26 protein-coding genes and 1 pseudogene are annotated in these 24,277 nt (G+C 68.4%); 10 read left to right on the forward strand and 17 right to left on the reverse strand.

The features are described from left to right. Positions 1–19: 19 nt before the first annotated feature. From LU699_RS05060 to LU699_RS05070, 3 genes and pseudogenes are all read right to left on the reverse strand, one after another. Positions 20–412 carry a GNAT family N-acetyltransferase gene (locus LU699_RS05060; protein ID WP_232134756.1) on the reverse strand — a complete coding sequence of 131 codons (393 nt, stop codon included), beginning with the start codon at positions 410–412 and terminating at the stop codon, positions 20–22. 72 nt (positions 413–484) lie between these two features. Further along, positions 485–745: pseudogene (locus LU699_RS05065) on the reverse strand (GIY-YIG nuclease family protein); the annotation flags it as partial. 31 nt (positions 746–776) lie between these two features. Continuing rightward, positions 777–1,991 (reverse strand): NAD(P)/FAD-dependent oxidoreductase, encoded by a 1,215-nt coding sequence (locus LU699_RS05070; protein WP_232134240.1) that lies wholly within the window; start codon positions 1,989–1,991, stop codon positions 777–779. 126 nt (positions 1,992–2,117) lie between these two features. Between LU699_RS05070 and LU699_RS05075 the strand changes: the two genes are divergently transcribed. After that, positions 2,118–3,335 carry a BaiN/RdsA family NAD(P)/FAD-dependent oxidoreductase gene (locus LU699_RS05075; protein ID WP_232134239.1) on the forward strand — a complete coding sequence of 406 codons (1,218 nt, stop codon included), beginning with the start codon at positions 2,118–2,120 and terminating at the stop codon, positions 3,333–3,335. 13 nt (positions 3,336–3,348) lie between these two features. Here LU699_RS05075 and LU699_RS05080 read toward each other — a convergent pair whose 3' ends face one another. The 6 genes from LU699_RS05080 to LU699_RS05105 all read right to left on the reverse strand — a co-directional run bounded on the left by LU699_RS05080 (position 3,349) and on the right by LU699_RS05105 (position 10,253). Beyond that, positions 3,349–4,422: a 3-deoxy-7-phosphoheptulonate synthase gene (locus LU699_RS05080; RefSeq protein ID WP_232580502.1), complete on the reverse strand. Its 1,074-nt coding sequence runs from the start codon at positions 4,420–4,422 to the stop codon at positions 3,349–3,351. A gap of 235 nt (positions 4,423–4,657) precedes the next feature. Beyond that, positions 4,658–6,850 carry a hypothetical protein gene (locus LU699_RS05085; protein WP_232134237.1) on the reverse strand — a complete coding sequence of 731 codons (2,193 nt, stop codon included), beginning with the start codon at positions 6,848–6,850 and terminating at the stop codon, positions 4,658–4,660. A 135-nt stretch (positions 6,851–6,985) separates the two neighbouring features. After that, positions 6,986–7,156: a hypothetical protein gene (locus LU699_RS05090; RefSeq protein ID WP_232134236.1), complete on the reverse strand. Its 171-nt coding sequence runs from the start codon at positions 7,154–7,156 to the stop codon at positions 6,986–6,988. A 260-nt stretch (positions 7,157–7,416) separates the two neighbouring features. Then, entirely contained in the window at positions 7,417–9,057 is a 1,641-nt protein-coding gene (gene groL / locus LU699_RS05095; protein WP_232134235.1) for a chaperonin GroEL, read from the reverse strand. 96 nt (positions 9,058–9,153) lie between these two features. Beyond that, the gene (locus LU699_RS05100) at positions 9,154–9,444 is read right to left on the reverse strand and encodes a co-chaperone GroES (RefSeq protein ID WP_232134234.1); all 291 of its coding nucleotides are present in this window, start codon (positions 9,442–9,444) and stop codon (positions 9,154–9,156) included. 323 nt (positions 9,445–9,767) lie between these two features. Further along, entirely contained in the window at positions 9,768–10,253 is a 486-nt protein-coding gene (locus LU699_RS05105; RefSeq protein ID WP_232134233.1) for an acyloxyacyl hydrolase, read from the reverse strand. A 342-nt stretch (positions 10,254–10,595) separates the two neighbouring features. Here LU699_RS05105 and LU699_RS05110 point away from each other — a divergent pair, with 342 nt between their 5' ends. From LU699_RS05110 to accC, 5 genes are all read left to right on the forward strand, one after another. Then, the gene (locus LU699_RS05110) at positions 10,596–13,013 is read left to right on the forward strand and encodes a protein-disulfide reductase DsbD family protein (protein WP_425491185.1); all 2,418 of its coding nucleotides are present in this window, start codon (positions 10,596–10,598) and stop codon (positions 13,011–13,013) included. Continuing rightward, positions 13,010–13,609 carry a TlpA family protein disulfide reductase gene (locus LU699_RS05115; RefSeq protein ID WP_232134232.1) on the forward strand — a complete coding sequence of 200 codons (600 nt, stop codon included), beginning with the start codon at positions 13,010–13,012 and terminating at the stop codon, positions 13,607–13,609. The genes LU699_RS05110 and LU699_RS05115 overlap by 4 nt, the downstream gene beginning before the upstream one ends. A gap of 103 nt (positions 13,610–13,712) precedes the next feature. Next, entirely contained in the window at positions 13,713–14,156 is a 444-nt protein-coding gene (gene aroQ, locus LU699_RS05120) for a type II 3-dehydroquinate dehydratase (RefSeq protein ID WP_232134231.1), read from the forward strand. Between the two features lie 69 nt (positions 14,157–14,225). After that, on the forward strand, positions 14,226–14,705 hold the full coding sequence (gene accB, locus LU699_RS05125) for an acetyl-CoA carboxylase biotin carboxyl carrier protein (RefSeq protein ID WP_232134230.1): 480 nt from the start codon (positions 14,226–14,228) through the stop codon (positions 14,703–14,705). A gap of 10 nt (positions 14,706–14,715) precedes the next feature. Further along, on the forward strand, positions 14,716–16,083 hold the full coding sequence (accC, locus tag LU699_RS05130; RefSeq protein ID WP_232134229.1) for an acetyl-CoA carboxylase biotin carboxylase subunit: 1,368 nt from the start codon (positions 14,716–14,718) through the stop codon (positions 16,081–16,083). A 39-nt stretch (positions 16,084–16,122) separates the two neighbouring features. Here accC and LU699_RS05135 read toward each other — a convergent pair whose 3' ends face one another. Next, on the reverse strand, positions 16,123–16,641 hold the full coding sequence (locus LU699_RS05135) for a hypothetical protein (RefSeq protein ID WP_232134228.1): 519 nt from the start codon (positions 16,639–16,641) through the stop codon (positions 16,123–16,125). A gap of 142 nt (positions 16,642–16,783) precedes the next feature. Here LU699_RS05135 and LU699_RS05140 point away from each other — a divergent pair, with 142 nt between their 5' ends. After that, the gene (locus tag LU699_RS05140) at positions 16,784–16,975 is read left to right on the forward strand and encodes a hypothetical protein (protein WP_232134227.1); all 192 of its coding nucleotides are present in this window, start codon (positions 16,784–16,786) and stop codon (positions 16,973–16,975) included. 39 nt (positions 16,976–17,014) lie between these two features. Here the strand turns inward: LU699_RS05140 and LU699_RS05145 are convergent, their stop codons facing one another. The 4 genes from LU699_RS05145 to LU699_RS05160 all read right to left on the reverse strand — a co-directional run bounded on the left by LU699_RS05145 (position 17,015) and on the right by LU699_RS05160 (position 19,402). Beyond that, positions 17,015–17,458: a hypothetical protein gene (locus LU699_RS05145; RefSeq protein WP_232580503.1), complete on the reverse strand. Its 444-nt coding sequence runs from the start codon at positions 17,456–17,458 to the stop codon at positions 17,015–17,017. A 103-nt stretch (positions 17,459–17,561) separates the two neighbouring features. Continuing rightward, complete coding sequence (locus LU699_RS05150; protein WP_232134225.1) at positions 17,562–17,984, reverse strand: hypothetical protein; 423 nt, start codon at positions 17,982–17,984, stop codon at positions 17,562–17,564. A 183-nt stretch (positions 17,985–18,167) separates the two neighbouring features. After that, the gene (locus LU699_RS05155; RefSeq protein WP_232134224.1) at positions 18,168–18,905 is read right to left on the reverse strand and encodes an HAD family hydrolase; all 738 of its coding nucleotides are present in this window, start codon (positions 18,903–18,905) and stop codon (positions 18,168–18,170) included. Between the two features lie 122 nt (positions 18,906–19,027). Further along, entirely contained in the window at positions 19,028–19,402 is a 375-nt protein-coding gene (locus LU699_RS05160) for an EF-hand domain-containing protein (protein ID WP_232134223.1), read from the reverse strand. 385 nt (positions 19,403–19,787) lie between these two features. Between LU699_RS05160 and LU699_RS05165 the strand changes: the two genes are divergently transcribed. Beyond that, a complete protein-coding gene (locus LU699_RS05165) occupies positions 19,788–20,984 on the forward strand; it encodes a PQQ-dependent sugar dehydrogenase (RefSeq protein WP_232134222.1) in 1,197 nt (398 codons plus the stop codon). Between the two features lie 59 nt (positions 20,985–21,043). On the opposite strand, the gene LU699_RS05170 is transcribed toward LU699_RS05165, so the two are convergent. Then, on the reverse strand, positions 21,044–21,835 hold the full coding sequence (locus tag LU699_RS05170; RefSeq protein ID WP_425491037.1) for a lytic transglycosylase domain-containing protein: 792 nt from the start codon (positions 21,833–21,835) through the stop codon (positions 21,044–21,046). Positions 21,836–21,940: 105 nt separating this feature from the next. Here LU699_RS05170 and LU699_RS05175 point away from each other — a divergent pair, with 105 nt between their 5' ends. Together LU699_RS05175 and LU699_RS05180 are read left to right on the forward strand one after the other, a co-directional pair. Then, positions 21,941–22,459, forward strand: coding sequence for an adenine phosphoribosyltransferase (locus tag LU699_RS05175; protein ID WP_232134221.1), 519 nt, complete (start codon positions 21,941–21,943; stop codon positions 22,457–22,459). Between the two features lie 60 nt (positions 22,460–22,519). Further along, complete coding sequence (locus LU699_RS05180) at positions 22,520–22,999, forward strand: cupin (RefSeq protein WP_232134220.1); 480 nt, start codon at positions 22,520–22,522, stop codon at positions 22,997–22,999. A gap of 9 nt (positions 23,000–23,008) precedes the next feature. Here the strand turns inward: LU699_RS05180 and LU699_RS05185 are convergent, their stop codons facing one another. Further along, complete coding sequence (locus tag LU699_RS05185) at positions 23,009–23,455, reverse strand: hypothetical protein (RefSeq protein WP_232147859.1); 447 nt, start codon at positions 23,453–23,455, stop codon at positions 23,009–23,011. Positions 23,456–23,516: 61 nt separating this feature from the next. Next, complete coding sequence (locus tag LU699_RS05190) at positions 23,517–24,233, reverse strand: SOS response-associated peptidase (RefSeq protein WP_232134218.1); 717 nt, start codon at positions 24,231–24,233, stop codon at positions 23,517–23,519. Positions 24,234–24,277 lie beyond the last annotated feature (44 nt).

Raw genomic sequence — 24,277 nt, forward strand, 5'->3', positions numbered from 1 at the left:
TCACGCCCGCGCGTGGCGCTCAGTCGTCCAGCGTGCGGGTCATGAAGGTGCTGAAGGGATCGTCGATGTAATCGCCGAACGGACCGCAGGGCGCGAAGCCTTGGCGCGCGTACAGCACATGCGCCGGGGCGAACGCGGCGGCGGTACCGGTCTCCAGGCTCAGCCGCTGCCAGCCCTGCGCGCGCGCCGTGGCCATCAGGTGCGCGAGCATTGCTGATGCGACGCCCTGGCGGAGGTGCGCGGCGTCGGTGCGCATCGATTTGAGTTCGCCATGCCCGTTGCCGAGATCCTTCAGCGCGCCGCAGCCGGCCAGCGCATCGCCGCGCCAGGCACCCCAGAACGACACGCCCGGCGCGCGCAGCCCGGACAGATCCAGCGCGTGGATGCTTTCGGGCGGCGAGTGCAAGGCCATCGCGTCGAGGTGCGCCTGCAGCAACCCGATGACGCGTGGATCGTCGAGGCCGCCGGCGCGGATATCCAGCGTCGACTCGGGCGCCTGCAGCCAGGCCAGCTTGCGCGCACGCGGCTGGCGCTTGAGTTGCCATTCGGCGCGCGAGGCGCTGGCGCGATCGGGATAGCCGCGACTGGCGAGGATGCGCACCGGCGGGTTGCCGCGCGTGTATTTCGCGCCGCGCCCTGCCGCGTGGGCCTTGAACCGCGCGTCGAGATCATTGGTGATGCCGGCATACCAGCTGCCGTTGCGGCATTCGAGCAGGTACAGGTGCCAGGGCGACGGTGCGGTCATCGCACCGATTATCCATACGCGCGCGGCGCTGTCAGCGGTCCAGACGATCGAAGGAAAACAGGGCCGCCAGCGGATGTTTGCGCCGCTCGATCAGCGCCCGCAGCAGGCCGGCGCCCAGCATCGAATAGGTGATGCCGTTGCCGCCATAGGCCATCGCGAAATGCACGCGCTTGCCCGTCGCGGCGTGCGGGCCGAAGAACGGCAGGCCGTCTTCGGTTTCGGCGAAGGTGCCGGCCCAGGAGAACGTGGGCGTCAGGTCGAGATCCGGGCGTATCTTCGCGATCTGTTTCATCAGCACGCGCGCCTTCTTCTCCACGCGCGCGTCGCGCCTTGCGGGCACGTCGACATCGTCGTCCTCGCCGCCGATCAGCAGGCGCCGGTCGCCGGTGGTTCGCATGTAGAGATAGGGCCGCGCGGTTTCCCAGACCAGGGTGTGGGTGAGCGGACCGAGCTGGGCTTCGGAGATCGGATCGGTGACGAAGGCATAGCTGCTGCGGTTGCGCGCGACCTGCTTCGGCAGCCAGTGCTGGCTGGCGTAGCCGGCAGCGATCACGACGTGGCGGGCGCGGATGCGCGCGCCGTTGTCGGTAGTCGCGACGACATCGCGCGGACGCGCATCGAGCCGCAGGATCGCGGTGCGGTCGAACACCTGCGCGCCACGCTTCACCAGTCGCGCGAGCAGCCGTGACGCGAAGCGGTAGGGATCGACCTGCGCAGCCTGCTTGCTGCGCAGCGCAGCGGGCGCGTCGATCATGTATTCGGCCTTCAGCGGTTCCGATTCCAGATACTCGATGTCGAAGCCGTGGCGTCGACGCGCGTCGTATTCCTCGCGCAGGCTGGCGACGTCGCGCCTGCGGCTGGCGTAGTACAGGCTGTCGGCGCGTTCGAAATCCACATCGCGCAGGCCGCGTGCGACCTCGCCCAGCATGTCGATCGACTCGCCGCAGGCGCGATACGCCATTGCGGCATCGTCCTCGCCGTAGCGCTTGGCCAGATCCACCAGATGGGTGTCGATCTCGTACTGCAGCAGCGCGGTGCTCGCGGCCGTGCTGCCCCAGGCGATGTCGCGCTGCTCGACGACGACGACCGAATTTCCGTGCGTGGCGAGTTCGTCGGCGATCAACGCGCCGGTGATGCCGCCGCCGATGACCAGCACGTCGCAGGCCACGTCGGCTTCAAGCCGCGGGAACGCGTGCATCAGACCGTTGCGCACGGCCCAGAAGGGGTAACCGCTCTTGAGGTCCATGCGCGCGCATCGGCTGGGAGGTGCGACAGCCTAGGCACGCGTGCGTGAATACGTCGACGACGGCCTCCGACGACAGCCGCGACCGGCGACCGCTAGACTGCGCGCCCCTGCCCGACCCGTGCTGCGATGTCCGTTGTTCCTGCCCCCGCCTCCACCGCCCTGCCGTCCACCGAGTGGGACGTCATCGTGCTGGGCGCCGGCGCGGCCGGCCTGATGGCGGCGATCGCGGCCGGCCAGCGCGGGCGCCGCGTGCTGGTGGTCGACCACGCGAACAAGGTCGGCAAGAAGATCCTGATGTCGGGCGGCGGCCACTGCAATTTCACCAACACCGGCACCACGCCGGCCCAGTACCTCTCGGACAACCCGCACTTCTGCAAGTCCGCGCTGGCACGCTACACGCCGCAGGATTTCATCGAGCTGGTCGACCGCCACGGCATCGCCTGGCACGAGAAAGAGCTGGGCCAGCTGTTCTGCGATGGCTCCTCGAAGCAGATCGTGCAGTTGCTGCTCGACGAGGCCGACGCCGTCGGCGTGCAGCTGCGCACGCACTGCACGGTGCAGTTGCCGCGACGCGTCGACGACGGCTACGTGATCGACACCGCAGCCGGGCGACTGCGCTGCGCCTCGCTGATCGTCGCGACCGGCGGCCTGTCGATTCCGAGCATGGGCGCTAGCGGCTTCGGCTACGACCTCGCGCGCGGCTTCGGCCACACGCTGGTGCCGACGCGCGCGGGCCTGGTGCCGCTGACGCTCAGTGGCAAACACCAGGAACGACTGGACGAACTCTCCGGCGTCGCACTCGATGTCGAAGCCGGCTGCAACGGCGCGTTCTTCCGCAACCGCATGTTGGTCACGCACCGCGGCATCAGCGGCCCTGCGATCCTGCAGATCTCGTCCTACTGGCAACCCGGCGACGATCTGCGTCTGGACCTGCTGCCTGGCCGCGATGCGCTGGCGTGGCTGCAGACGCAGCAGGCCGAGCGCCCCGGCACCGAACTGAAGAACGTGCTGGCCGAACTGATGCCACGCCGGTTCGCGCAGCGCTTGTGCGAGATCTGGCTGCCGAACCGGCCAATGAAGCAGTTCACCCCGCCGCAGCTGCAGGACGCCGCCGCGCTGCTGCAGGCCTGGCCGCTGGTCGCCAGCGGCACCGAGGGCTACCGCACAGCTGAGGTCACGCTTGGCGGCGTGGATACCGGCGGCGTGTCGTCGCGCACGATGGAATCACAGCACGCGCCCGGGCTGTACTTCATCGGCGAAGTGCTCGACGTCACCGGATGGCTCGGCGGCTACAACTTCCAGTGGGCCTGGGCCTCGGGCATGGCGGCGGGCAGCGCGGCCTAGCTTTTCTGCAGGCTCAGGCCGCCTGCGAATCCGCCGGCGCGCGGCGCGTCCGCACCGCATCCGCGAGACGGTCGAGCGTGCGCACCGTCGTGCCCCAGTCGATGCAGCCGTCGGTGATGCTCTGGCCGTAGACCAGCGGCGCGCCCGGCACCAGCGCCTGCTTGCCTGCAACGAGATGGCTTTCGATCATCGCGCCGACGATGCGGCGCTCGCCGCTTTCGAGCTGACGCGCGATGTCACCGATGACCTTCGGCTGGTTGTCGGCATTCTTGCTGCTGTTGGCGTGGCTGGCATCGATCATCAACGCCGCGCGCAGACCCTGCGCCTGCAGCACGCCCGATGCAGACTCGACGTGCGCCGCGTCGTAGTTGGGCACCGCGCCGCCGCGCAGGATCACGTGGCAATCCAGATTGCCGGACGTCGAGGCCACCGCGCAGCGCCCGTCCTTGCCGACGGCGAGGAAATGGTGCGGATGCGAGGCCGCGCCGACCGCATCCACCGCAATGCGCACGTCGCCGCCGGTGCCGTTCTTGAAGCCGACCGGACACGACAACCCCGACGCCATCTCGCGATGCACCTGGCTCTCGGTCGTGCGCGCACCGATCGCGCCCCAGGCCACCAGATCGGCGATGTATTGCGGGCTGATGATGTCGAGGAATTCGACACCAGCCGGCAGGCCCAGCGCATTGACCTCGCGCAGCAGCCCGCGCGCCAGACGAAGGCCTTTGTCGATGTGGAAGCTGCCGTCGAGATCGGGATCGTTGATCAGACCCTTCCAGCCGATCGTCGTGCGCGGCTTCTCGAAGTACACGCGCATCACCAGTTCCAGCGCGTCGCCATGCGTGTCGCGCAGCGCGCGCAGGCGGTGCGCGTACTCCATCGCCGCGACCGGGTCGTGGATCGAGCACGGGCCGACGATGACGATCAAGCGGTCGTCCTCGCCGTGCAGGATCGCGTGGCAGGCCGCGCGGGCGTCGGCGACGGTCGTCGACATCGCGTCACTGCAGGGCAGTTCGGCGAGCAGCGTGGCGGGCGGGGTCAGCGGTTGCAGGTCGCGGATGCGGAGGTCGTCGGTGTGCGGGGGCATGGTCGATCTCGGAAACGGAAGGCTGGAAACGAAAAAAGCCGCCAGGGTCTCTGGCGGCTTCCGGGACATACGTGCGACCTGGTGTCAGGGCGCGCGCCGACCGTCCGCCGCCTGTGGCGTCGGAAACGCATACCAATAGAAATAGCTGGCGGGGCGCGAGGTCATGGCGCCATTGATAACACGGCGCTCCGCGCGGTGCGACGGTTGCAGTCGCGACCATCGCGACCCGCCGCCTTCACTCGGGCAGCAGCGGCGGCCGGGATTCGTACCAGTCGCGCGCACCGGCGATGTGCAGCTTGCGGTCGCCGCCCTGCAGCTCGACGCCCATGCCGAGCACACCCCAGCGCGCATACAGATCCCCGTTCGGCGTGCCGTCGGCGATGCGCAAGCGCGCCTGCATGTCGATGCGGTCGTTGCTGGCCTGCACGCGATCGAACACCAGCTCGTTGCCGCGCAGACGCAGGTCGCCGGTCGCGTGCGCTTCGCCCGAATCGATCAGATTGCCGATCCAGCGCGGGAACACACTGCGCTCGGCGAACAGGCCCAGCAGCACGCTGACATCACGCATGTCGACGCGACCGCGGCCGGTGACTTCGAAGGGTTCGCGCCAGTCCAGCGTGCCGTTTTCAAGTGCGAGCTTTGCCCACCACGGCGCATCGTCGCCACCGGAGCCGTCGAGCCGCACACCGTCGAGACGCAGCGCCATCGCATCGATCTTGTAACGCCGTCCGACGCGCTGCATGCGCGACAGGCGGCTGTCGAGATCGACGTTGCCCGACAGTTGCGACGGCCCCAGCGCGACGCGCACATCCTGACCGCGCACGCGCATGCGCCCGCCGATCATCTCGCCACCGTTGTCGAGACGGATGTCGCCGCTGGCATGGCCGCTGCCGCCAACCAGACGTGCACTGTCGCCGGGCAGATAGCGGTTGTAGGTGCGCAGGTCCGGCACCTGCGCATCGTCGAAGCGCAGGCGCGCATCGAGACGTTCGTGGAACTCGGCCAGCGCGCCGGTGGAACTCAGATCCAGCCGCAGATCGCGGCCGCGCAGATCGATCCGGTCCGGCGCTGATTCGGGCGCGAGCGTGAAGCGGTCAAGCACGATGCCGATCGTCGTGCGCTGACCGGCCTGGGCGTCGTCGCGCATCCGCATGCGGGCGTGCGCATTGCCGCTGAAACGGTTGTCGAGCACGCGCGCGGTCAGCGCTGCATGGTCGAGATCGATGCGGCTGCCGGGCTGCAGTTGCCCCTCGTGCAGGCGCACGTCGGCGTCGAGATCGGCGCGGCCGTCGAACGCCAGCCAGTCGACGTCGCGCAGGATCACGTCGATCCAGCGCAGCGGCACTGCCGGCCATTGCGTCTCGACCGTGCCGCCCAGCGCGCGCACCGGTCGCAACCAGTCGTCCGGGCCGATACGGCGATCCGCAACACGCAGGTCGGCACGCAGCCACGGCGTGCCCGACGCCGGCGCCGGCACGCGCGCGGCGACGAGGATCGCGTCGGACGATGTGCGCAAGGCCACGCCCAGCGGGTGTCGCAGCGGCGTGCCGTCGGCCGCGCTGGAATACACCGGCGCCGACCAGTCGAGCTGGCTGCCCGGCATCAGCACGCCGCGCTCCAGGGTCAGATCGGCGCGCAGATGACCCACAAAACCGGATGTGCCGATCGGCAGGGCGTCGTCGTTGCGCGCGACCAGATCGATGCCCGGCGCCGGACCATCGACGCGCATGTGCGCATCGAGCAGCACCAGCTTCTCCTCTCCCTGCGCCTGCTCGCGGATGTGCGCGGGAATCGCGATCTCGAACTCGAGCATGCCCTCGCGCAGCACCGTCACGTCGCTGATCTGAAGGGTCGCGTCCGGCATCGTCAGCGTGGACGGACCGACTTCCATCGCGCCGCCCTGCAGCGTCTTTTCGAATTCGAAGCGCGCCTCGCCGTGACCGGTCACACGCGCGTCGTAGAAATCCAGCCGCAGCAGGCTCGGCGTGGTGATCGCGGCGAAGCGGATCGTCCACGGCGACTTGCCGGGACGCACCGTCGTCGGCAGATCGTGCGGCGTGCGCGCGACGTGCACCGACACGTTCTGCGCGCGGATTCTGCCGAATGTGATCTCGCGTCCGAGCAGCGGCAGAATCCGGATGCGCCCGTTGGCGCGCGGGCTGGCGATCGTCCACAGGTTCGTGCGCGCATGGCCGCCCATGACGATGCCACGCGCGTGGATGTGCCCTGGATACAGGCTCATCGCCCAGTCCCAGCGCGCATGGAAACGCTCGGGCTTGCGGTTGATCACGCCGTCGCCGAACGCGCTGTTGAGGAACACGTTGGCTGCGACGAGATACAGCAGATACAGCGCGCACGCGACGATAGCCGCGCGGCGCAGGCCGCTGCGGTGCACGCGCCACCACGGATCGGGAGAGTTCGCCAGCATCGCTGAAGCATGAGCGAGTGGCAGTGACGATTGCCTGCACGCACACCGCTACCGCGCGCACGCTGCGGACGCGATGCGCGTCAGGATCAACGCTGCGAAGGGACGCGCTGAACCGGCCTGCTCAAAACGCGCCAGTCACCCGCGCACGATGCGCGACACGCGCCAGCCGCCGTGGCTGCGGAAGCGTCCGCTGTTGCCGGTCAGCGCGTAGCGCATTCCGACCCACACCGCGATCGGCCATGCGCATTGCCAGGCGCGCGCCTTGCCGATGGCCTTGCGGAAATCGTGCATGCGTCCGTTGCTCACGCGCGCACCCCGTGCATCGCGCCAGTGCGCGTCGTCCCTGTCTGCCACATCGTCCAGTCCCTGTTCCGAAAGAATCCGCGCCGCGATCGTGCCGGTATGCCACCCCGCGCACCCGCCCTGCCATCTCACCATAAGGTGATACACGTCACATTACAGGATCCAGCGATCCGGGCGCCCGGGAATCACGAGAACGTCCAGACGGAAAAAAACCCCGCCTCGCGGCGGGGTTTTTCGTCAACGGTGCAGCGGATGGGGCTGGATCAGAAATCCATGCCGCCCATGCCGCCCATGCCGCCGCCGCCCGGCATCGCCGGCTCTTCCTTCTTCGGCAGCTCGGCGACCATCGCTTCGGTCGTGATCATCAGACCGGCGATCGAGGCCGCGTTCTGCAGGGCCGAACGGGTGACCTTGGTGGGGTCCAGGATGCCGAACGCGATCATGTCGCCGTACTCGCCGGTCGCGGCGTTGTAGCCGTAATTGCCGGTGCCGTCCTTAACCTTGTTGAGCACGACGCTCGGCTCTTCACCGCAGTTGGTGACGATCTCGCGCAGCGGCGCTTCCATCGCGCGCAGGGCGATGATGATGCCGTGGTTCTGGTCTTCGTTCGCGCCCTTGAGCTCGCCGATCGCCTGCAGCGCGCGCACCAGCGCCACGCCACCACCGGGGACCACGCCTTCTTCGACCGCTGCGCGCGTGGCGTGCAGGGCGTCTTCGACGCGGGCCTTCTTTTCCTTCATCTCGATCTCGGTCGATGCGCCGACCTTGATTACCGCAACGCCGCCGGCCAGCTTGGCCACGCGCTCCTGCAGCTTCTCGCGGTCGTAATCGGACGAGGTGTCCTCGATCTGCGCCTTGATCTGCTTGATGCGGGCTTCGATGCCACCGGTTTCGCCGGCGCCGTCGATGATCGTGGTGTTCTCCTTCGAGACCTGGATCTTCTTGGCGCGGCCGAGGTCGGCGATGGTCGCCTTCTCGAGCGTCAGGCCGACTTCCTCGGAGATCACGGTGCCGCCGGTCAGGGTGGCCATGTCTTCGAGCATCGCCTTGCGACGGTCACCGAAGCCCGGTGCCTTGACGGCGCAGACCTTGACGATGCCGCGGATCGTGTTGACGACCAGGGTCGCCAGCGCTTCGCCTTCGACTTCCTCGGCGACGATCAGCAGCGGCTTGCCGGCCTTGGCCACGCCTTCGAGGACGGGCAGCAGGTCACGGACGTTCGAGATCTTCTTGTCGTACAGCAGGATGAAGGGGTCATCCAGCTCGGCCGACATCGACTGCTGGTTGTTGACGAAGTACGGCGACAGGTAGCCGCGGTCGAACTGCATGCCCTCGACGACGTCGAGTTCGTTGTCCAGGCCCGAGCCTTCTTCAACGGTGATCACGCCTTCCTTGCCGACCTTCTTCATCGCGTCGGCGATGATCGTGCCGATCGACTCGTCCGAGTTGGCGGAGATCGTGCCGACCTGCGCGATCGCCTTGTCGTCAGCCGTCGGCTTGGACAGGCTCTTCAGTTCGGCGACGGCAGCCTTGACGGCCTGGTCGATACCGCGCTTGAGGTCCATCGGGTTCATGCCGGCCGCGACGGCCTTCGAACCTTCGCGGATCAGCGCCTGCGCCAGCACGGTCGCAGTGGTGGTGCCGTCACCGGCGTTGTCGGAGGTTTTGGACGCGACTTCCTTCACCATCTGCGCGCCCATGTTCTCGAACTTGTCGGCCAGCTCGATTTCCTTCGCGACGGACACGCCGTCCTTGGTGATCGTCGGCGCGCCGAAGCTCTTCTCGAGCACGACGTTGCGGCCCTTCGGGCCCAGGGTTGCCTTGACGGCATTGGCGAGAATGTTCACACCACGCACCATCTTGGAACGTGCGTCTTCGCCGAAGCGGATTTCCTTCGCAGCCATTGCGGTATTACCTCAGAAATGAAAGGGGATTGAAGGGCGGGCGGTGCCCGCCGGGTCGATCGCGGGATCGCGCGGACGCGGTGCGTCCGCTGCGGATCAGCCGACGATCGCGAGGACGTCGTCTTCCTTGACGATCTTGTATTCGATGCCGTCGGCCTTGTAGGCGCTGCCGGCGTACTGACCGTAGATCACGATGTCGCCGACCTTGATCTTCGGCGCGCGCACGCTGCCGTTGTCCAGGGCCTTGCCTTCGCCGACGGCGACGACTTCACCCTTGGTGGGCTTTTCCTTGGCGTTGTCCGGAATCAGGATGCCGCCGGCGCTCTTCTCTTCGGCCTCGACAGGCTTGACCACGATGCGGTCGTAAAGCGGCTTCAGGTTGCTCATTACAGCCTCGCTAAGTAATTGATTGGAAAGAAATCGGTCGCCAATTCTAGCACTCGCATAGGGCGACTGCCAGAAACCGCGGCGCACGCACCCGGTAGAACCAGGACGGGACCGGAGATGGGCACGGGGAAACGGAATGCAAGGGCGGGCGTGAAAAATTTCCGTCCGCTGGTGCGCGCGCGGTCGCCAGGACGGCAGACACGCGGACACATCGCGACCGCCGACCGACCCGCAGGCCGGCGGCGCTTGAGGTGCAGAGGTGTATAGACGTCGCCGCCTGATCGGACGCAAGCCGGGATCAGGCGAGCGGTGTCAGTCCGCCGTCAGCGGAAGCGCCACGCCGCGAGCAGCATCGTCTCGCCGTCGTTCGGCTGCTTAATGCTGGCGTTGGAGATGTGCCGGGCCAGCAGCGAGAAGCGCTCCCAGCGCCAGCCGACCGTGCTGACGAACTGCGGATTGCCCGACAGCGCACTGGTGCGCCCGGCCTGCACGCCGACACCGAAACCGGCGACGAACCCGTTGTTGCGCTCGTAGCGGGCACCGCCATGGAACACGCCAGCGTCTTCGGACAGATCGAACCGCGTGTTGTCGCGGCCACGCACGTAGACCGCGCCGACATCCCAGCGCAGCACACCGTTTTGCGTGCGGCGCCATTCCGGCAGCCAGGCCACGCTGGCGACGAAGGTGGTTTCGTTTTCGCGGGTCGCGGACGCACCGATGCCGATATCGACAGGGGCGCTCTGGGCGGCGGCGGGAAATGCAGCGCAAGCCAGAACGGCTGCGGCAAGGAAAGAGATGATCGGGCGCATCGAACTCTGTGGGAATCGCCAGGCGATTCGGCTGGTCTGGGGAAGATCAGTAATTATACCGACCGGTTCAGTAATGCGTGCGACATCTTTCTCCCACTGGCGGGATGCTGCGTCCGCACGGCGGCGCGTCAGCGTGGAGGCGGACGCGTGGAGACGCCGTGCAGGGCGCTGGGGGCTCGATCTGCTTCAGTCCCCTGCCAAGACGCCGCCCGCAGGAAACCGACCGCAGGGCGTGCGTGCAATCGAGACCGCCGATGCGGTCACGCCGACACCCTCCGCGGGAGGGGTGGGCGCTGAACCTGCGTTCGGGCATCGGCCGTGACGGCCTGCGATACTGCCGCGATGCGTGCGCCCTCCTCCGATGTCATATCCGGCCGCGATCGCCGGCCCAGCTCCTTCGCCGTGTGGCTGATGGCCTGCATGCTGCTGTTCGCCGGCCTGCCGGCCTGGGCGCAGGGCATCGGTTTCGACGATGTGTTGCCGGTCGATGAAGCGTTGAAGGTCTCGGCCGAGGCGGTGGCGCCGGACCGGATCGAGATCCGCTGGGCCATCGCCGACGGCTATTACCTGTATCGCCATCGCATGGGCGCGCGGGTCGAACGCGGCTTCAAGACCAATCCGCTGCAGTTGCCGTCCGGCCGCAAGCACACCGACGAATTCTTCGGCGAAGTCGAGACCTATCGCGGCCGGGTCACCGGCGTGCTGACCGGCGCGGCGGCCGACGGCGTCGACACGATGCAGGTCGAAGTGAAATACCAGGGCTGCGCGGATGCGGGCATCTGCTATCCGCCGCAGACGCGCATGCTGCAGGTCGCGTTGCCGCGTGGCGCTGCGGGTGCTGCGCACGCGCCAGCCGCGAGCGATTCGGGCTTCGCCGCCTTCGGCCAGGCGCTCGGCGGCAACGGCGCCGGCCGCGCTCCTACGCTCACCGGTGCGAACGATGCGCTGCCACCAGAGCGCGCGTTCGCGTTCGAGGCCATCGCGGGCGACGGCGACACCATCCTGCTGCGCTTCACCCCGGCCAAGGGCTATTACCTCTATCGCGACCGCAACCGCTTCGAGGTCCGCGGCGCCGAGGGCATCCGCGCCGGCGCACCGCGCTGGCCGGCCGGACAGGCGCATCACGACGCGCACTTCGGCGACGTCACCGTCTATTTCGACCAGGTCGACGTGCCGCTGCCGCTGGTGCGCACGACGGCCGAGGCCGCACAGGTCGAGGTCGTTGCGACATTCCAGGGCTGCCAGGACGAGGGCATCTGCTATCCGCCGATGACCCGCACCGTGCGCGTCGCTTTGCCGGCGGGCCGTGCTCAGACGGTGGCCGAAGCCGCGGCTGCGTTGGCGGGCGCCGCATCGACTGGCGACGCCGTTACGACGGACGCGACTGCCGATACGGACGACACCTCAACGCTCGAAAGCCCGTCGCCTGTCGCGACCGGCGACACCGACGCGTCGAGCGGACCGACTCCCGATGCCGACACCCCCGACGCCAGCGCCGACAACGCATCGCGCACGCGCCCGCCTGGCGCCGACTCGATCGGCCTGTTCGCCGCCCTCGGCCTGGCGCTGCTCGGCGGCGTGCTGTTGAACCTGATGCCCTGCGTGCTGCCGATCCTGTCGCTGAAGGTGCTGGGCATTGCGAAGAGTGGCGGCAGCCGCGCGGCCGCACGCTCGCATGCGCTCTGGTACACGGCCGGCGTGCTGGTCGCGTTCGCGCTGGTCGGCCTGCTCGCGATCGCCCTGCGCGCCGCGGGCCAGGCAATGGGCTGGGGCTTCCAGTTGCAGCAACCGTGGTTCGTCGCGGCGCTCGCCTATCTGATGTTCGCGGTCGGTCTGAGCCTGTCGGGCGTCTTCAGCCTCGGCGGGCGCATCGGCAACGTCGGCCACGCGCTGGCGGGACGCACCGGCCCGGTCGGCGACTTCTTCACCGGCGTGCTGGCCTGCGTGGTCGCCAGCCCCTGCATCGCGCCCTTCATGGGCGGCGCGCTCGCCTACGCGTTCACCGCGTCGACGCCGATGGCGCTGGCGGTGTTCCTGATGCTGGGCCTGGGACTCGCCCTGCCGTTCCTGCTGATCGGTCTGGTGCCCGCGTTGGCCGATCGCCTGCCGAAGCCCGGCGCGTGGATGGAAACGCTGAAGCAGGTGCTGGCATTCCCGATGTATCTGACCGCGCTGTGGCTGGCGTGGGTGCTCGGCAAGCAGCGCGGCGTCGATGCGATGGCGCTGCTGGTCGGCGGCATGACCGTGCTCGCGCTGGCGCTGTGGTGGTTCGAACGTCGCCGCTGGACCGGCCATGTGCTGCATCGCGGACTCGCGTTGGCGCTCGCACTGGTAGCCTTGCTGCCGGTGATCGCTGTCGGACGGCTCACGACGCCGGCGACGGCGAACACCGCTGCCAGCGAAAGCGGCACGCACGTCGCCTACTCCGCGCAGCGCCTGGCCGCCTTGCGCGCCGCCGGCACGCCGGTGTTCGTCAACATGACCGCCGACTGGTGCGTGACCTGCAAGGCCAACGAGCGCCGGGTGCTGTCAGGCGCCACGTTCAAGACCGCGATGGCCGATGCCGGCGCGACCTACATGGTCGGCGACTGGACCAACGTGGATCCGGAAATCGGCGCCTTCCTCGAGGCGCATGGCGCGGTTGGCGTACCTCTGTATGTGGTGTATCCGGCTGGCGGCGGTGATGGTGTGGTGCTGCCTGCGCTGCTCAGCGACGCGATCATCGTCGACGCGCTCGGGCGCACGGGTCCGGCGCAATGAAGGTCGGCCCGCTGACGGTCGTCGCGATCGCGGTCGTCGCCGGCGGTCTCGGTGTGCTCGCCAGCCTGTTCGTCGGCGGTCCGGGACCGCTGCTCGGGACCGAGGCCGGGCAACGTCTGTATGCCGACACGCTCAGCGCCACCGCGCCTGCGCCGCCCGAAGGCGTGACCGTCGCGCGCCGCGGCGATGTCATCGCGCCGTTCGACATCGCCGGCCTCGACGGACCGACGCTGCAGATGCCGAACGCTTATGCGGGTCGTCCGGTGCTGGTGAACCTGTGGGCCAGCTGGTGCGGGCCCTGCATCGAGGAAATGCCCGAGCTGGACCGCTTCGCCCGCGAACAGGGCGGCACCGGCGTGCAGGTATTGGGCATTGCACTCGACGACGCCGAGGCCGTGCGGGCATTCCTCGAGCGGATTCCGGTGAACTACGCCATCGCCCTGAATGCGCCCGGACCGGCCGACGCCGGCGTGCGCCTGGGCAATCCGCGCGGCGTACTGCCGTACACCGTGCTGCTGTCGCCGGACGGGCGGATGCTCAAGCAACGGATCGGTCCCTTTGCCCATGGCGAGATCGACGACTGGGTCGCGCCCTGACCGCAGAAATTCAAACGGACGTTTAAAATCGTCAAACGTCTGCGAACTGGACACCATCGGGGACATCCCGCAGACTTCGCGCACCCGCCGCACCCCGTCCCCGATGGCCTCGATCCTCGTCCTGCACGGTCCCAACCTCAACCTGCTCGGCACCCGCGAGCCGGAGGTCTATGGGCACGCGACGCTGGCCGACATCGACGCCGCGCTGCAGACGACCGCGCAGGCCGCCGGCCATACGCTGCAGAGCCTGCAATCGAACGCCGAGCACGTGCTGGTCGACCGCGTACAGGCCGCCCGCAGCGACGGCACCGCGCTGATCCTGCTCAACCCGGCCGCGTTCACCCACACCTCGGTGGCCCTGCGCGACGCACTGGCCGCGGTCGCCCTGCCGTTCTACGAGATCCACCTGTCGAACCCGCACCGCCGCGAGCCGTTCCGGCACACCAGTTACTTCAGTGACCTCGCCATCGGCGTGGTCTGCGGCTTCGGCGCCGACAGCTACCGCTACGCGCTCGACGCCGCGATCGCCCGGCTGCGCGCCGGCTGACACCCGACCCGAATCCATCCCGTTCCGTATTCGCGCGGTTGCGCGACCCACGCAAAGAGAGAGGCCCGCATGGACCTGAGAAAGATCAAGAAGCTCATCGACCTGCTCGAAGAGTCCAACCTGACCGAGATCGAGATCAAGGAAGGCGAAGAGTCCGTGCGCCTGTCGCGCAACGCGGCTGCCGCGCCGGTGATGTATGCCCCCGCGCCGGCCGCTGCCGCGCCGCGCGCCGCCGAGCCGGTGATGCCGATGAGCTCGCCGGTCGACGCCGCCACCGGCGGCACGCCGAAGGCCGCAGGCGACGATCTGCCCGCCGGCGTGGTGACCAAGTCGCCGATGGTGGGCACGTATTACGCCTCGCCCGCACCGGACAAGCCGTCGTTCGTCTCGGTCGGCCAGCAGGTCAAGGTCGGCGACACGCTGGGCATCATCGAAGCGATGAAGATGTTCAACCCGATCGAGGCCGAGACCTCGGGCACGGTCGTCGCGATCCTGTGCGAGAGCGGCCAGCCGGTCGAATTCGACCAGCCGCTGTTCGTGATCGGCTGAGGCCGCCGCGATGCTGGAAAAAGTCGTCATCGCCAATCGCGGTGAGATCGCGCTGCGCATTCTGCGCGCGTGTCACACCCTCGGCATCCGCACGGTCGCGGTGCACTCCACCGTCGACCGCAATCTCAAGCACGTGGCGATGGCCGACGAGTCGGTCTGCATCGGCCCGCCGCCGTCCGCGCAGAGCTATCTCGACATGCCGGCGATCATCGCCGCGGCCGAGGTCACCGACGCCCAGGCGATCCACCCCGGCTACGGCTTCCTCAGCGAGAACGCCGACTTCGCCGAACGCGTCGAACAGTCGGGCTTCATCTTCATCGGGCCGAAGGCCGAGACCATCCGCCTGATGGGCGACAAGGTCGAGGCGATCCGCGCGATGAAGGAAGCCGGCGTGCCCTGCGTGCCCGGTTCCGGCGGCCCGCTCGGCGACGACGCGGCGACCAACGTCAAGATCGCCCGCGAGATCGGCTATCCGGTCATCGTCAAGGCGGCCGGTGGCGGCGGCGGACGCGGCATGCGCGTGGTCCACACCGAGGCCGCACTGGTCAACGCGATCGCGACGACCAAGCAGGAAGCCAAGGCCGCGTTCTCGAACGACATGGTCTACATGGAGAAGTTCCTCGAGAACCCGCGCCATGTGGAGATCCAGGTGCTGGCCGACGGCCAGGGTGGCGCGATCCATCTGGGCGAGCGCGACTGCTCGATGCAGCGTCGCCACCAGAAGGTCGTCGAGGAAGCGCCGGCACCCGGCATCACGCTCGAAGCGCGCGCGCAGATCGGCAAGGTCTGCGTGGATGCCTGCATCCGCATCGGCTACCGCGGCGCGGGCACGTTCGAGTTCCTCTACGAGGACGGCCGCTTCTACTTCATCGAAATGAACACCCGCATCCAGGTCGAGCATCCGGTGACCGAGCTGGTGACGGGCGTCGATCTGGTGCGCGAGCAGCTGATGATCGCGTCGGGCCACAAGCTGTCGATCAAGCAGGAAGACGTGGTGCTGACCGGTCACGCGATCGAGTGCCGCATCAACGCCGAGGATCCGGACACCTTCATGCCCTCGCCCGGCACGATCCGCCACTTCCACGCACCGGGTGGCCCCGGCGTGCGCGTCGACACGCACGTCTACGAAGGCTATGCGGTGCCGCCGAACTACGACTCGATGATCGGCAAGCTGATCGTGCACGGCCCGGATCGCGAAACCGCGATCGCGCGCATGCGCGTGGCGCTGAGCGAGATGGTCGTCGACGGCATCAAGACCAACATCCCGCTGCAGCAGCGGATCATGCGCGACCAGGGCTTCGCGGCCGGTGGACAGAACATCCACTACCTCGAGAAGCGTCTGGCCGAACGCAAGAACAAGACGCTGGCGATCGGCTGATTCGGCGTCCGGGCGTCGCGTCAGCGACGTCCGGCGGCTTCAACCTTCGCGGTCGGGAAATGCGCGGCGCAAGGCCGCGTCCAGACGGATCGGGCGCGCCCAGCGGTCGAAACTCGACACCAGTCCGCGGCGCACACGGGTGAACGTCTCGGTGCCGCGGCCCGCGTCCAGTTTTGCCAGCACCTCGCTCCAGCCGCCGGCCGGATCGAGCCGCCATTCGCCGACGATTTCCCGGCACGTCCGCCCCAGCGCACGCGCCGTCGCGCAGGCCAGATAGACATCCGCCGGCCGCGCGCCGGCATCCAGCAGCTCGGTCACGAACACACGCGGCGCGCCCTGGTAGCGCACCAGCTCATCGATGAAGGCGCCGCGATAGCGACCGGCGTAGGTGTTGACGTCGGCCAGCCAGGTATCGAGCCACTCGTCACCGCTCGCCGCCGACCAGACCGCGATTGCAGGCGCTGCCTCCGCGGCCGGCGCGTCGGCAGCGTCCTGCGCCATCGCCGGCAGCGCGCTGCCGGTCAGCAGCACGGCGATCAGGACGGAACGGATGGGCATCGCATGGTTCCTCGACTGGCCGGACGATCGCGCCGCGCGCGTTGTCCGGCATGGGTGCCGCCGCACGCCGCGTCGACCGCGACGTGCCTGCGACACGCGGTGAACGACGATACCCCACGCCCGCAATCCAAGGACAGCCGCTATGGCCACTTCCCGCCCGCAAGACCGCTCGACCCGTCTGTGGCGCTGGGGCATCGGGATCGGCGTGGTCATCGTGCTGCTGGGCGTCTGGTGGCTGGCGCTGGACCGCGTCGCCGCACGGATCGGACTCGACGCCGAAAACACGATGCGCGAACTGCCGCGCAACGAGGACAACCGCCTGCTGGCGGACTGATTCGAGTTCGATACGCGCCGGCGAGCCGGCGCAACGACTTCAGCGCGCGGCGATGACCAGCGTGCCCGGGCGTCCGCCCTGCTGCCACCAGTCGCCGGTGCCGGTTACGCGCAGCGCGATCGCGCCCTTGCGCATCGCCAGATCGTTGCCGACCTGGCCGTTGGCGACATAGGCGCCGATCACGTCGCGCGGGTCCTCCACGCCACTGAAGCTCGCCGCGCCTGCGTCGATGCGCAGCGCGTCGCCGCCGTGGGCCTTGACGCTGACCCGTACCGGCAACGTGCGCCCGTCGGCGCAGCGGAGTTCGCCGCTGCCGCGCGCGGTGCGGTGATGCATCGACCAGTTCCCGGCGGTGAATGCCAGTTCGCAGGTCATCGGCTCGGACGCGATGCCGCTTGCGGGCACGCCTGCAAACAGCACGCATGCGGACAGGACCGCAGCGAGCGGACGGTGAAATGGACGGGTGCGGAGATGGCAGCGCATGGGCCAACGCTAGCAGAAGGTCCGGACAGACACACGCCGCAGTCGATGACTGCGGCGTGGCGGATGGCTGAATGCGATGGGCTGCCGCGACGCGGCGCCGGGCTCAGCGCCAGCGGCGATCGCGCGACCGGTCTTCGCGCGGATCGTAGTACTGCACGGTGCAGCGGCCACGACGGTCGCAGGTCTCGCGACGCACCTGCTGCTGGTTGCGCCAGCCGTGCGCGGGCGCGTGGCGCGGCGGGCCATTGCGGTAATGACGCGCGTTGTAGCGCGGGTCGTGACGCGGCGCGTTGCGGTAATACACCGGGCGGCCGCGGTTGTCGTAGGACACGCGCAGCTGGTTGTCGTAGTCGCCGCGGTAATACGGCTGGTTGCCGCGCAGCACCACGTCGGCGACATCGACGATGACCTGCACCAGGTCGTCGTTGGACTGGGCGTGCGCCGGCGCCGGCGCAAGTGCGGCGGCCGACAGGCCTGCAGCGAGCAGGCCGGGCGCGAGCCATCGGGTCAGGGTGTTGGGGATCATGGCGTCTCTCCAGTGGGCCGCCACCGCAGCGGCCATGGATCCAACATGGCGCCCCGGGAATGAACAGGCATGCAATTTCGCTGCGTACGGCACCGGAAACGCGGACGCGTAAATAAACGATTCAAACTGTAAACGTTTACCGACGATGGAAGCGTTTACGCCGCGGTTGCGCGACCTTGCCGATCAATCCTCGCGAGAGGCCGATGCGCGCGCGGCGAGCATCGCGACCGCGTCGGGCAACGCATCGGGGTCGGCGACCACGCACATCCGCGCATCGAGCGCCGCGTCGATCTTCGCTTCCGTTTCATGCGCCCAGGTCGTGCGATACGGCATGTGCACGCCCCAGCCACCGAGTGCGAGCACCGGTGCGATATCCGAGCGCAGCGAATTGCCGATCATCAGGAACTGGCCCGCATCGATGTCGAACTCGGCGAGCAGACGCGTATAGGTCGGCGGATCCTTCTCGCTGACGATCTCGATGCGCCGGAACAGATCCGACAGACCCGAGTCGCGCACCTTGGCTTCCTGATGGAACAGGTCGCCCTTGGTGATCAATACCACTTCGAAATCCGCGGCCACGGCTTCGACCGCCTTGCGGATGCCGGGCAGCAGCTCCACCGGATGCCGCAGCAGTCCCTTGGCCATCTCGACGATGCGATGCAGATCGAGCGCGGCGATCCGGCCACCGGTGATCTGCGTCGCCGATTCGATCATCGACAGCGTCATGCCTTTCACGCCGTAGCCGAACACCTCGATGTTGGCGGTCTCGACCGCGTACAGCGCATCGAGCACGCGCACATCGGCGAGGTCGACATAGCGGCCGACGATGCGCTCGAATTCGGCCTGGGCATCGTCGAAATAATCCTGGCTGCGCCAGAGCGTGTCGTCGGCATCGAAGCCGATCATGCGGATTCCGGTCATGCGCCAATTATGCGCTGCCCGCGTGACACGTCGCCGCGACGCGCACACAAAAAAGGGCGGCCCGAAGGCCGCCCCTTGGCGCGTGATCACGTCACGTCGATCACGTCATAGGCGTGCCGGCATCACTCTTCGGCAGCGCCCGCACCTGCAGCCTGACGGTTCACGAAGTCGCGATATTCTTCCGGCGTGATGAAGCCATCGCCGTCGGCATCGACTTCACTGAAGACCTGCGCGAGGCCTTCGAGGCCCGCCGCTTCGGCCTGGCTCAACTTGCCGTCACCGTCGGTATCGAGATCCGCCCAGGTCACCTGGCCCTGCTGGGCCTGCGGCGCTTCGGCCGTGGCGTCCTGCGCATAGTCCTGCGTGGTGGTCGCCGCATCGGTGGTCGGCGGCGCTTGCGTGGTGGAAGAGGTCGGATCCTGCGCGAACGCCATCGGCATGGCCAGGGCAACACCCAGGGCGATCATCGCGGTCAGCGGCTTGCGTGCATTCTTCATGAGCGTCTTCTCCGTATTTCAAAACTTGGGTTTGTTGCGCGGGGTGGTGAGTCGTCCTCGTCGTGGATACCGCACGGGACCCACCTTGCAAGCGCGCGAATGAATGGACCGGACGTCACGATCGCCGCCGCTTACGAACGCTTAACCACATCGCGTGCCGCACGCTCTAGGCGGTCCGTTCATGACGCGTGATTGCGTGCGGGCGAAGCGCTTCATGACGGTGATGCATTGGACGATGCGCAGACGCGCCGTGATCGACAGCGCGCAGAGAAATCGCTGAATCGAACACAACGTTTACGAGCCGATGTTCGACGGTACGTCAAACGGTCTCCACGAACCGGTATGCGACACTCGGGTTTACCCCGATTGCGCCCTGGAGATACGCATGACACGCACGCGACCCCTCGTTCTGACCACCCTCGCCGCTTCGCTGTTGTGGCTCTCGGGCTGCGACGGCAATGCCGCCAACGGCACCGCGACGCAGGACGCGGCAGCGCCGCAGGCAGCGACTTCCGACGCGACCGCAGCGCCCGCCGCCGATGCGATTGAAGGCCTGCCGTTCGCGAGCACCGCGATCGCCAGCTTCAACGAACCGTGGGCGATCGGCTTCCTGCCCGACGGCAGCGTGCTGATCACCGAGAAGAGCGGCGTGCTCAAGCACGTGACGCTGCCCGGCGGCGAAGCGCGCGAGATTTCCGGTGTACCGGCCGTCGCCAACGCGGGCCAGGGCGGCTTGGGCGACATCAAGCCGCATCCGCAGTTCGCGGAGAACGGCATCGTCTACCTGAGCTATGCGGAAGACGGCGAAGGCGGTCGCGGCGCGGCGGTCGCACGTGCGCGTCTGGATCTCGACGCCGGCGCGCTGCAGGACGTCTCGGTGATCTGGCGCCAGGTGCCCAAGGTCGACGGCAATGGCCATTACGGCCATCGCATCGCGTTCGATGGCGACGGCAAGCTGTTGATCTCCTCCGGCGAGCGGCAGAAGTTCGATCCCTCGCAGAGCATGCAGTCCAACCTCGGCAAGATCGTGCGCCTCAACGACGACGGCAGCGTGCCGGACGACAACCCGTTCGCCGGCAAAGGCGAAGTCGCGTCGCAGGTCTGGTCGCTCGGCCATCGCAATCCGCTCGGTCTCGCGTTCGACACGCAGGGCCGCTTGTGGAACAGCGAGATGGGCCCGGCCGGCGGCGACGAACTCAACCTCGTCAAGCGTGGCGCGAACTACGGTTATCCGACCGTCTCCAACGGCGACCACTACGACGGCCGTCCGATTCCCGACCACGACACGCGTCCTGAATTCGAGAAGCCGGCGATCACCTGGACGCCGGTGATCTCGCCGTCGAGCCTCGCGTTCTACAGCGGCACGCTGTTCCCGGAATGGGCCGGCAACGCCTTCATCGGCGGCCTGTCGGGCCAGACGCTGGTGCGCATCGAGATCGACGGCGACAGCGCGCGCGAGGCCGAGCGCTTCGCGATGGGCGGCCGCATCCGCGATGTCGCGCAGGGCCCGGATGGCGCGCTGTACGTGATCGAGGACGGCAAGGACGGCCGCCTGATCCGGCTGGCACCGCGCGAGGGCTGATCGCCCACGCGTCGCATCGAAGGCCGCGGGGAACCGCGGCCTTTTTCGTTCCGGGGGTTTCAGATTTCCGGTCGTTCGATCGGGTTGCCCAGCGCCGCGCGATACCGCACGTACAGCGCCTCCACCTTGTCGATGTAGGCGCGCGTTTCCGCATACGGCGGTACGCCATCGAACCGCGTGACGGTGCCGATGCCGGCGTTGTAGGCCGCGAGCGCGAGCGTGCGGTCGCCGTTGTAGCGGCGCAGCAGACCACGCAGATGCCGCGCGCCGGCGCGTATCGATTCGGCCGGTGCATCCGGATCCACGACGCCGTAATCGGCAATGACATCCGGCATCAGCTGCATCACTCCGCGCGCGCCTTTCGGCGAGACCGCCGTGGCGTCGAAGCCGCTTTCGGCGTGGGCGATCGCGCGCAGCCACGCCTCGTCGAGTCCATAGGTCTTCGCGTTCGCCGCGAACAGCGCCGAGTGCGGTTTGAGCTGCGGCGCGCCGACATTGCCCAGGCCTTCGTGTGCGGGTTCGCCGGGCGGCGTCTGCGCGGTGAAGCGCAGGTACTCGCGCGAACCCGGCAGCCGGCGCGTGCCGTAGACCATCACGCCGTCCTGCTCGCGCTCGTACAGCACGCCGCTGAAGACGCCCATCGAGCCCCACAGATTCGGCGTTTGCACCGCGTCGTCGGCGATCTCGCGGGCCTCGCATTTCGAGCCCGGCTCGGGCGCGGTCGACAGGCTCACGGTGCCGCCCTTGACGCAGCGCCACACGGTGCGCGCTTCGACCGGCGCGGCGGCCACGAGTGCGGCGGCGAGCACGATGGCCGACCACCGGTGCGACATGGGCTGGAACTGGGGCATGACGGCACCGGAAGCGGGTCGCGGCTGTATACGCCGCGTGGCGTGCACATTGTGTCGGAACGCGTGTGCGGCCATGATCGTCGCCCGCCGAACGAGCCCTCCCCGATGCCGCACTGGTCGTCGCTGATCCGGGAAATCCCGGACTTTCCCAAACCCGGCATCGTGTTCAAGGACATCACGCCGGTCCTCTCCGATGCACGCGGCTTCGCCGATGCGATCGATGCGATGGCCGCGCCATGGCGCGACGCGGTGCCCGATGCCTTCATCGGCATCGAATCGCGCGGCTTCATCTTTGCGGCCGCGCTCGCGCATGCACTGGGCGCGGGCTTCGTGCCGGTGCGCAAGCCGGGCAAGCTGCCGGCGCGTACGCTGGCGCACGACTACGCACTCGAATACGGCAGCGACCGGCTGGAAATGCACGCCGATGCCTTGCCGCCCGGCGCGCGCGTGGTGCTGGTCGACGACGTGCTCGCCACCGGCGGCACGCTGCGCGCGGCGTTGTCACTGGCGCGGCAGCAGGGGGCGACGGTCGTCGGCGCCGCCGTACTCGTCGAACTGCCCGAGCTCGACGGCCGCGCACGCTGGGACAGCGACGCGCCGCTGCACGTCGCGCTGCAGGGCTGACTTCCCGGCGCGCTGACGCGTGCGCAGGCAGGCTGCCGGCAGATCCGTCCGGAGCCTGAAATGCGCATCGAACATCTGGTCCTCGGCCCAAACGACTGGGTGCCGAACAATCCATCGATCGCGGTGCGCGTGTATCGCGGCATGCGCTCAGCTGATGGCCATGTGCCCGATGCGCCGGCTTTCGAGCGCGTGTTCGCGTCGCACGACTGGCCGCCGGACTGGCGCGGCGGCGTCTACGACTATCACCATTACCATTCGACCGCGCACGAAGTGCTGGGCGTGCACGCCTGTCGCGCGCGACTGGAAATCGGTGGACCCGGCGGCAGTGTCATCACGCTCGAAGCAGGCGACGCACTGCTGTTGCCGGTCGGCACCGGCCATCGCTGTATCGATGCCGACGACGCGTTCCGCGTGGTCGGCGCCTATCCCGAGGGACAGGACTGGGATCTGCAGCGCGACGCGCCGGATGCGGCGACACGCGCGCGCATCCATGCGCTGCCGGCGCCGCCGCGCGATCCCGTCGACGGCGCGCCGTTCTAGCGCGTTGCGTCAGGGCGTTGCAGGCGCTGGCGGTGCACCGCGCTTGGCCTGCTCCAGCAGCGCCGCGAAACGCGCCTGCCGCAGCTGGTCGCCGAGCGTTGTGCACTGCGGACCGACCGGCCGCGACGCGAGCTGCGTGCGCATCGTGCCGGCGACCTGGTCGAACTGCGCATCGACGGCCTGCACAGTCGCGGCGAATTCGGGCGAATCCGGCTTGGTGCCCTTCGCGGCGACATAGTCGGGATTGTTGAGACGGAACTGGGTCACGCCGGTGTCGAGCGCCTGCGCGCCGGCCGGATCCTTGGCACAGAACTCACGGAACACTTCGATCTGGCGATCGAAGACATGCGCGCCCATGTAGGCGGCCTGCGCGTCGGTGGGCGGGGCCTGGGCGAAGGCGGGGGCGCCGACGGCGGCGAGGGACAGCGCGAGACAGGCGGTGCGCAGGTTCGGCATGGTGGACTCCGGAACAGATTGGGGGAAGCGCGGACGATAGCGCTGCGATGTGAGATTTCCGTCAGTCCTCGTCGACGTCCCCGTCAGGGTCGAAATCGTCGTCCGTCTCGTCGGGCGCGTCCGGCGGTGCGGGTTCGAGCAGGGTGTAATCGTCGACATCGCGGCTGCGGATCCGCTTCGAGACGGGATAGGCCTCGAGTTCCGGCTGCGGCGTGCCGGCGATCCGCGTGGGATCGGGCGCGGGATCGGACAGCCAGGCGAAGAGCTTCGAGGCCGGCAGAAACAGCGGACCGTCGGGCGACAGCGGCCGCGGAATCGCGGTGTTCGGCATCGTCAGCAACGCGAACGAGGCCAGCGGTGGCAGCTCGCGCTCCCACAGATCCCAGACGCCGGCTGCGAACAGCAGTTCTCCACTTCGCGCCTGGATGAAATGCGGCACGGGCCGTGCGCCGCTGCGATCCCACTTGTAATAGCCGTTCATCGGCACGACGCACCGCCGCGATGCCCACGGCCTGGCATAGATGCGGCTCGTCGGTGCGCGATTGAGGCGCGCGGTGATGGTGCTGTACGCGGTCTCCGGCAGCTTCGACCAGCGCGGCACCAGCCCCCAGCGCAGGGTATCCACCGCCACTTCGCCGTCGTGCATCAACAGCACGCGCGCATCGCCGTTGGAGGCGATGTTGTAGCGCGGAGGCGCGTCTGACAGCGCGACTCCTATATCGGCAGACAGCGCGCCCGGCACGGCATCGGCCGCGATGGCCTGCACGAACCTACGCATCGGCGGACTCTGGATAAACGATGTGGCGCACGCGTTGCGACATG

Origin of the sequence: Luteimonas fraxinea, assembly GCF_021233355.1 — a bacterium.
Classification (GTDB): Bacteria; Pseudomonadota; Gammaproteobacteria; order Xanthomonadales; family Xanthomonadaceae; genus Luteimonas; species Luteimonas fraxinea.

Coding starts and splice junctions, on each gene's coding strand:
- LU699_RS05105 (WP_232134233.1), bottom strand. CDS start 10,253: ATGCGCCCGATCATCTCTTTCCTTGCCGCAGCCGTTCTGGCTTGCGCT.
- LU699_RS05145 (WP_232580503.1), bottom strand. CDS start 17,458: ATGCGCTGCCATCTCCGCACCCGTCCATTTCACCGTCCGCTCGCTGCG.
- LU699_RS05175 (WP_232134221.1), top strand. CDS start 21,941: ATGCCGCACTGGTCGTCGCTGATCCGGGAAATCCCGGACTTTCCCAAA.
- LU699_RS05080 (WP_232580502.1), bottom strand. CDS start 4,422: ATGCCCCCGCACACCGACGACCTCCGCATCCGCGACCTGCAACCGCTG.
- LU699_RS05180 (WP_232134220.1), top strand. CDS start 22,520: ATGCGCATCGAACATCTGGTCCTCGGCCCAAACGACTGGGTGCCGAAC.
- LU699_RS05085 (WP_232134237.1), bottom strand. CDS start 6,850: ATGCTGGCGAACTCTCCCGATCCGTGGTGGCGCGTGCACCGCAGCGGC.
- aroQ (WP_232134231.1), top strand. CDS start 13,713: ATGGCCTCGATCCTCGTCCTGCACGGTCCCAACCTCAACCTGCTCGGC.
- LU699_RS05115 (WP_232134232.1), top strand. CDS start 13,010: ATGAAGGTCGGCCCGCTGACGGTCGTCGCGATCGCGGTCGTCGCCGGC.
- LU699_RS05135 (WP_232134228.1), bottom strand. CDS start 16,641: ATGCCCATCCGTTCCGTCCTGATCGCCGTGCTGCTGACCGGCAGCGCG.
- accB (WP_232134230.1), top strand. CDS start 14,226: ATGGACCTGAGAAAGATCAAGAAGCTCATCGACCTGCTCGAAGAGTCC.
- LU699_RS05060 (WP_232134756.1), bottom strand. CDS start 412: ATGGCCTTGCACTCGCCGCCCGAAAGCATCCACGCGCTGGATCTGTCC.
- LU699_RS05075 (WP_232134239.1), top strand. CDS start 2,118: ATGTCCGTTGTTCCTGCCCCCGCCTCCACCGCCCTGCCGTCCACCGAG.
- LU699_RS05170 (WP_425491037.1), bottom strand. CDS start 21,835: ATGCCCCAGTTCCAGCCCATGTCGCACCGGTGGTCGGCCATCGTGCTC.
- groL (WP_232134235.1), bottom strand. CDS start 9,057: ATGGCTGCGAAGGAAATCCGCTTCGGCGAAGACGCACGTTCCAAGATG.
- LU699_RS05185 (WP_232147859.1), bottom strand. CDS start 23,455: ATGCCGAACCTGCGCACCGCCTGTCTCGCGCTGTCCCTCGCCGCCGTC.
- LU699_RS05165 (WP_232134222.1), top strand. CDS start 19,788: ATGACACGCACGCGACCCCTCGTTCTGACCACCCTCGCCGCTTCGCTG.
- LU699_RS05140 (WP_232134227.1), top strand. CDS start 16,784: ATGGCCACTTCCCGCCCGCAAGACCGCTCGACCCGTCTGTGGCGCTGG.
- LU699_RS05150 (WP_232134225.1), bottom strand. CDS start 17,984: ATGATCCCCAACACCCTGACCCGATGGCTCGCGCCCGGCCTGCTCGCT.
- LU699_RS05110 (WP_425491185.1), top strand. CDS start 10,596: ATGCGTGCGCCCTCCTCCGATGTCATATCCGGCCGCGATCGCCGGCCC.
- LU699_RS05160 (WP_232134223.1), bottom strand. CDS start 19,402: ATGAAGAATGCACGCAAGCCGCTGACCGCGATGATCGCCCTGGGTGTT.
- accC (WP_232134229.1), top strand. CDS start 14,716: ATGCTGGAAAAAGTCGTCATCGCCAATCGCGGTGAGATCGCGCTGCGC.
- LU699_RS05100 (WP_232134234.1), bottom strand. CDS start 9,444: ATGAGCAACCTGAAGCCGCTTTACGACCGCATCGTGGTCAAGCCTGTC.
- LU699_RS05155 (WP_232134224.1), bottom strand. CDS start 18,905: ATGACCGGAATCCGCATGATCGGCTTCGATGCCGACGACACGCTCTGG.
- LU699_RS05070 (WP_232134240.1), bottom strand. CDS start 1,991: ATGGACCTCAAGAGCGGTTACCCCTTCTGGGCCGTGCGCAACGGTCTG.
- LU699_RS05190 (WP_232134218.1), bottom strand. CDS start 24,233: ATGCGTAGGTTCGTGCAGGCCATCGCGGCCGATGCCGTGCCGGGCGCG.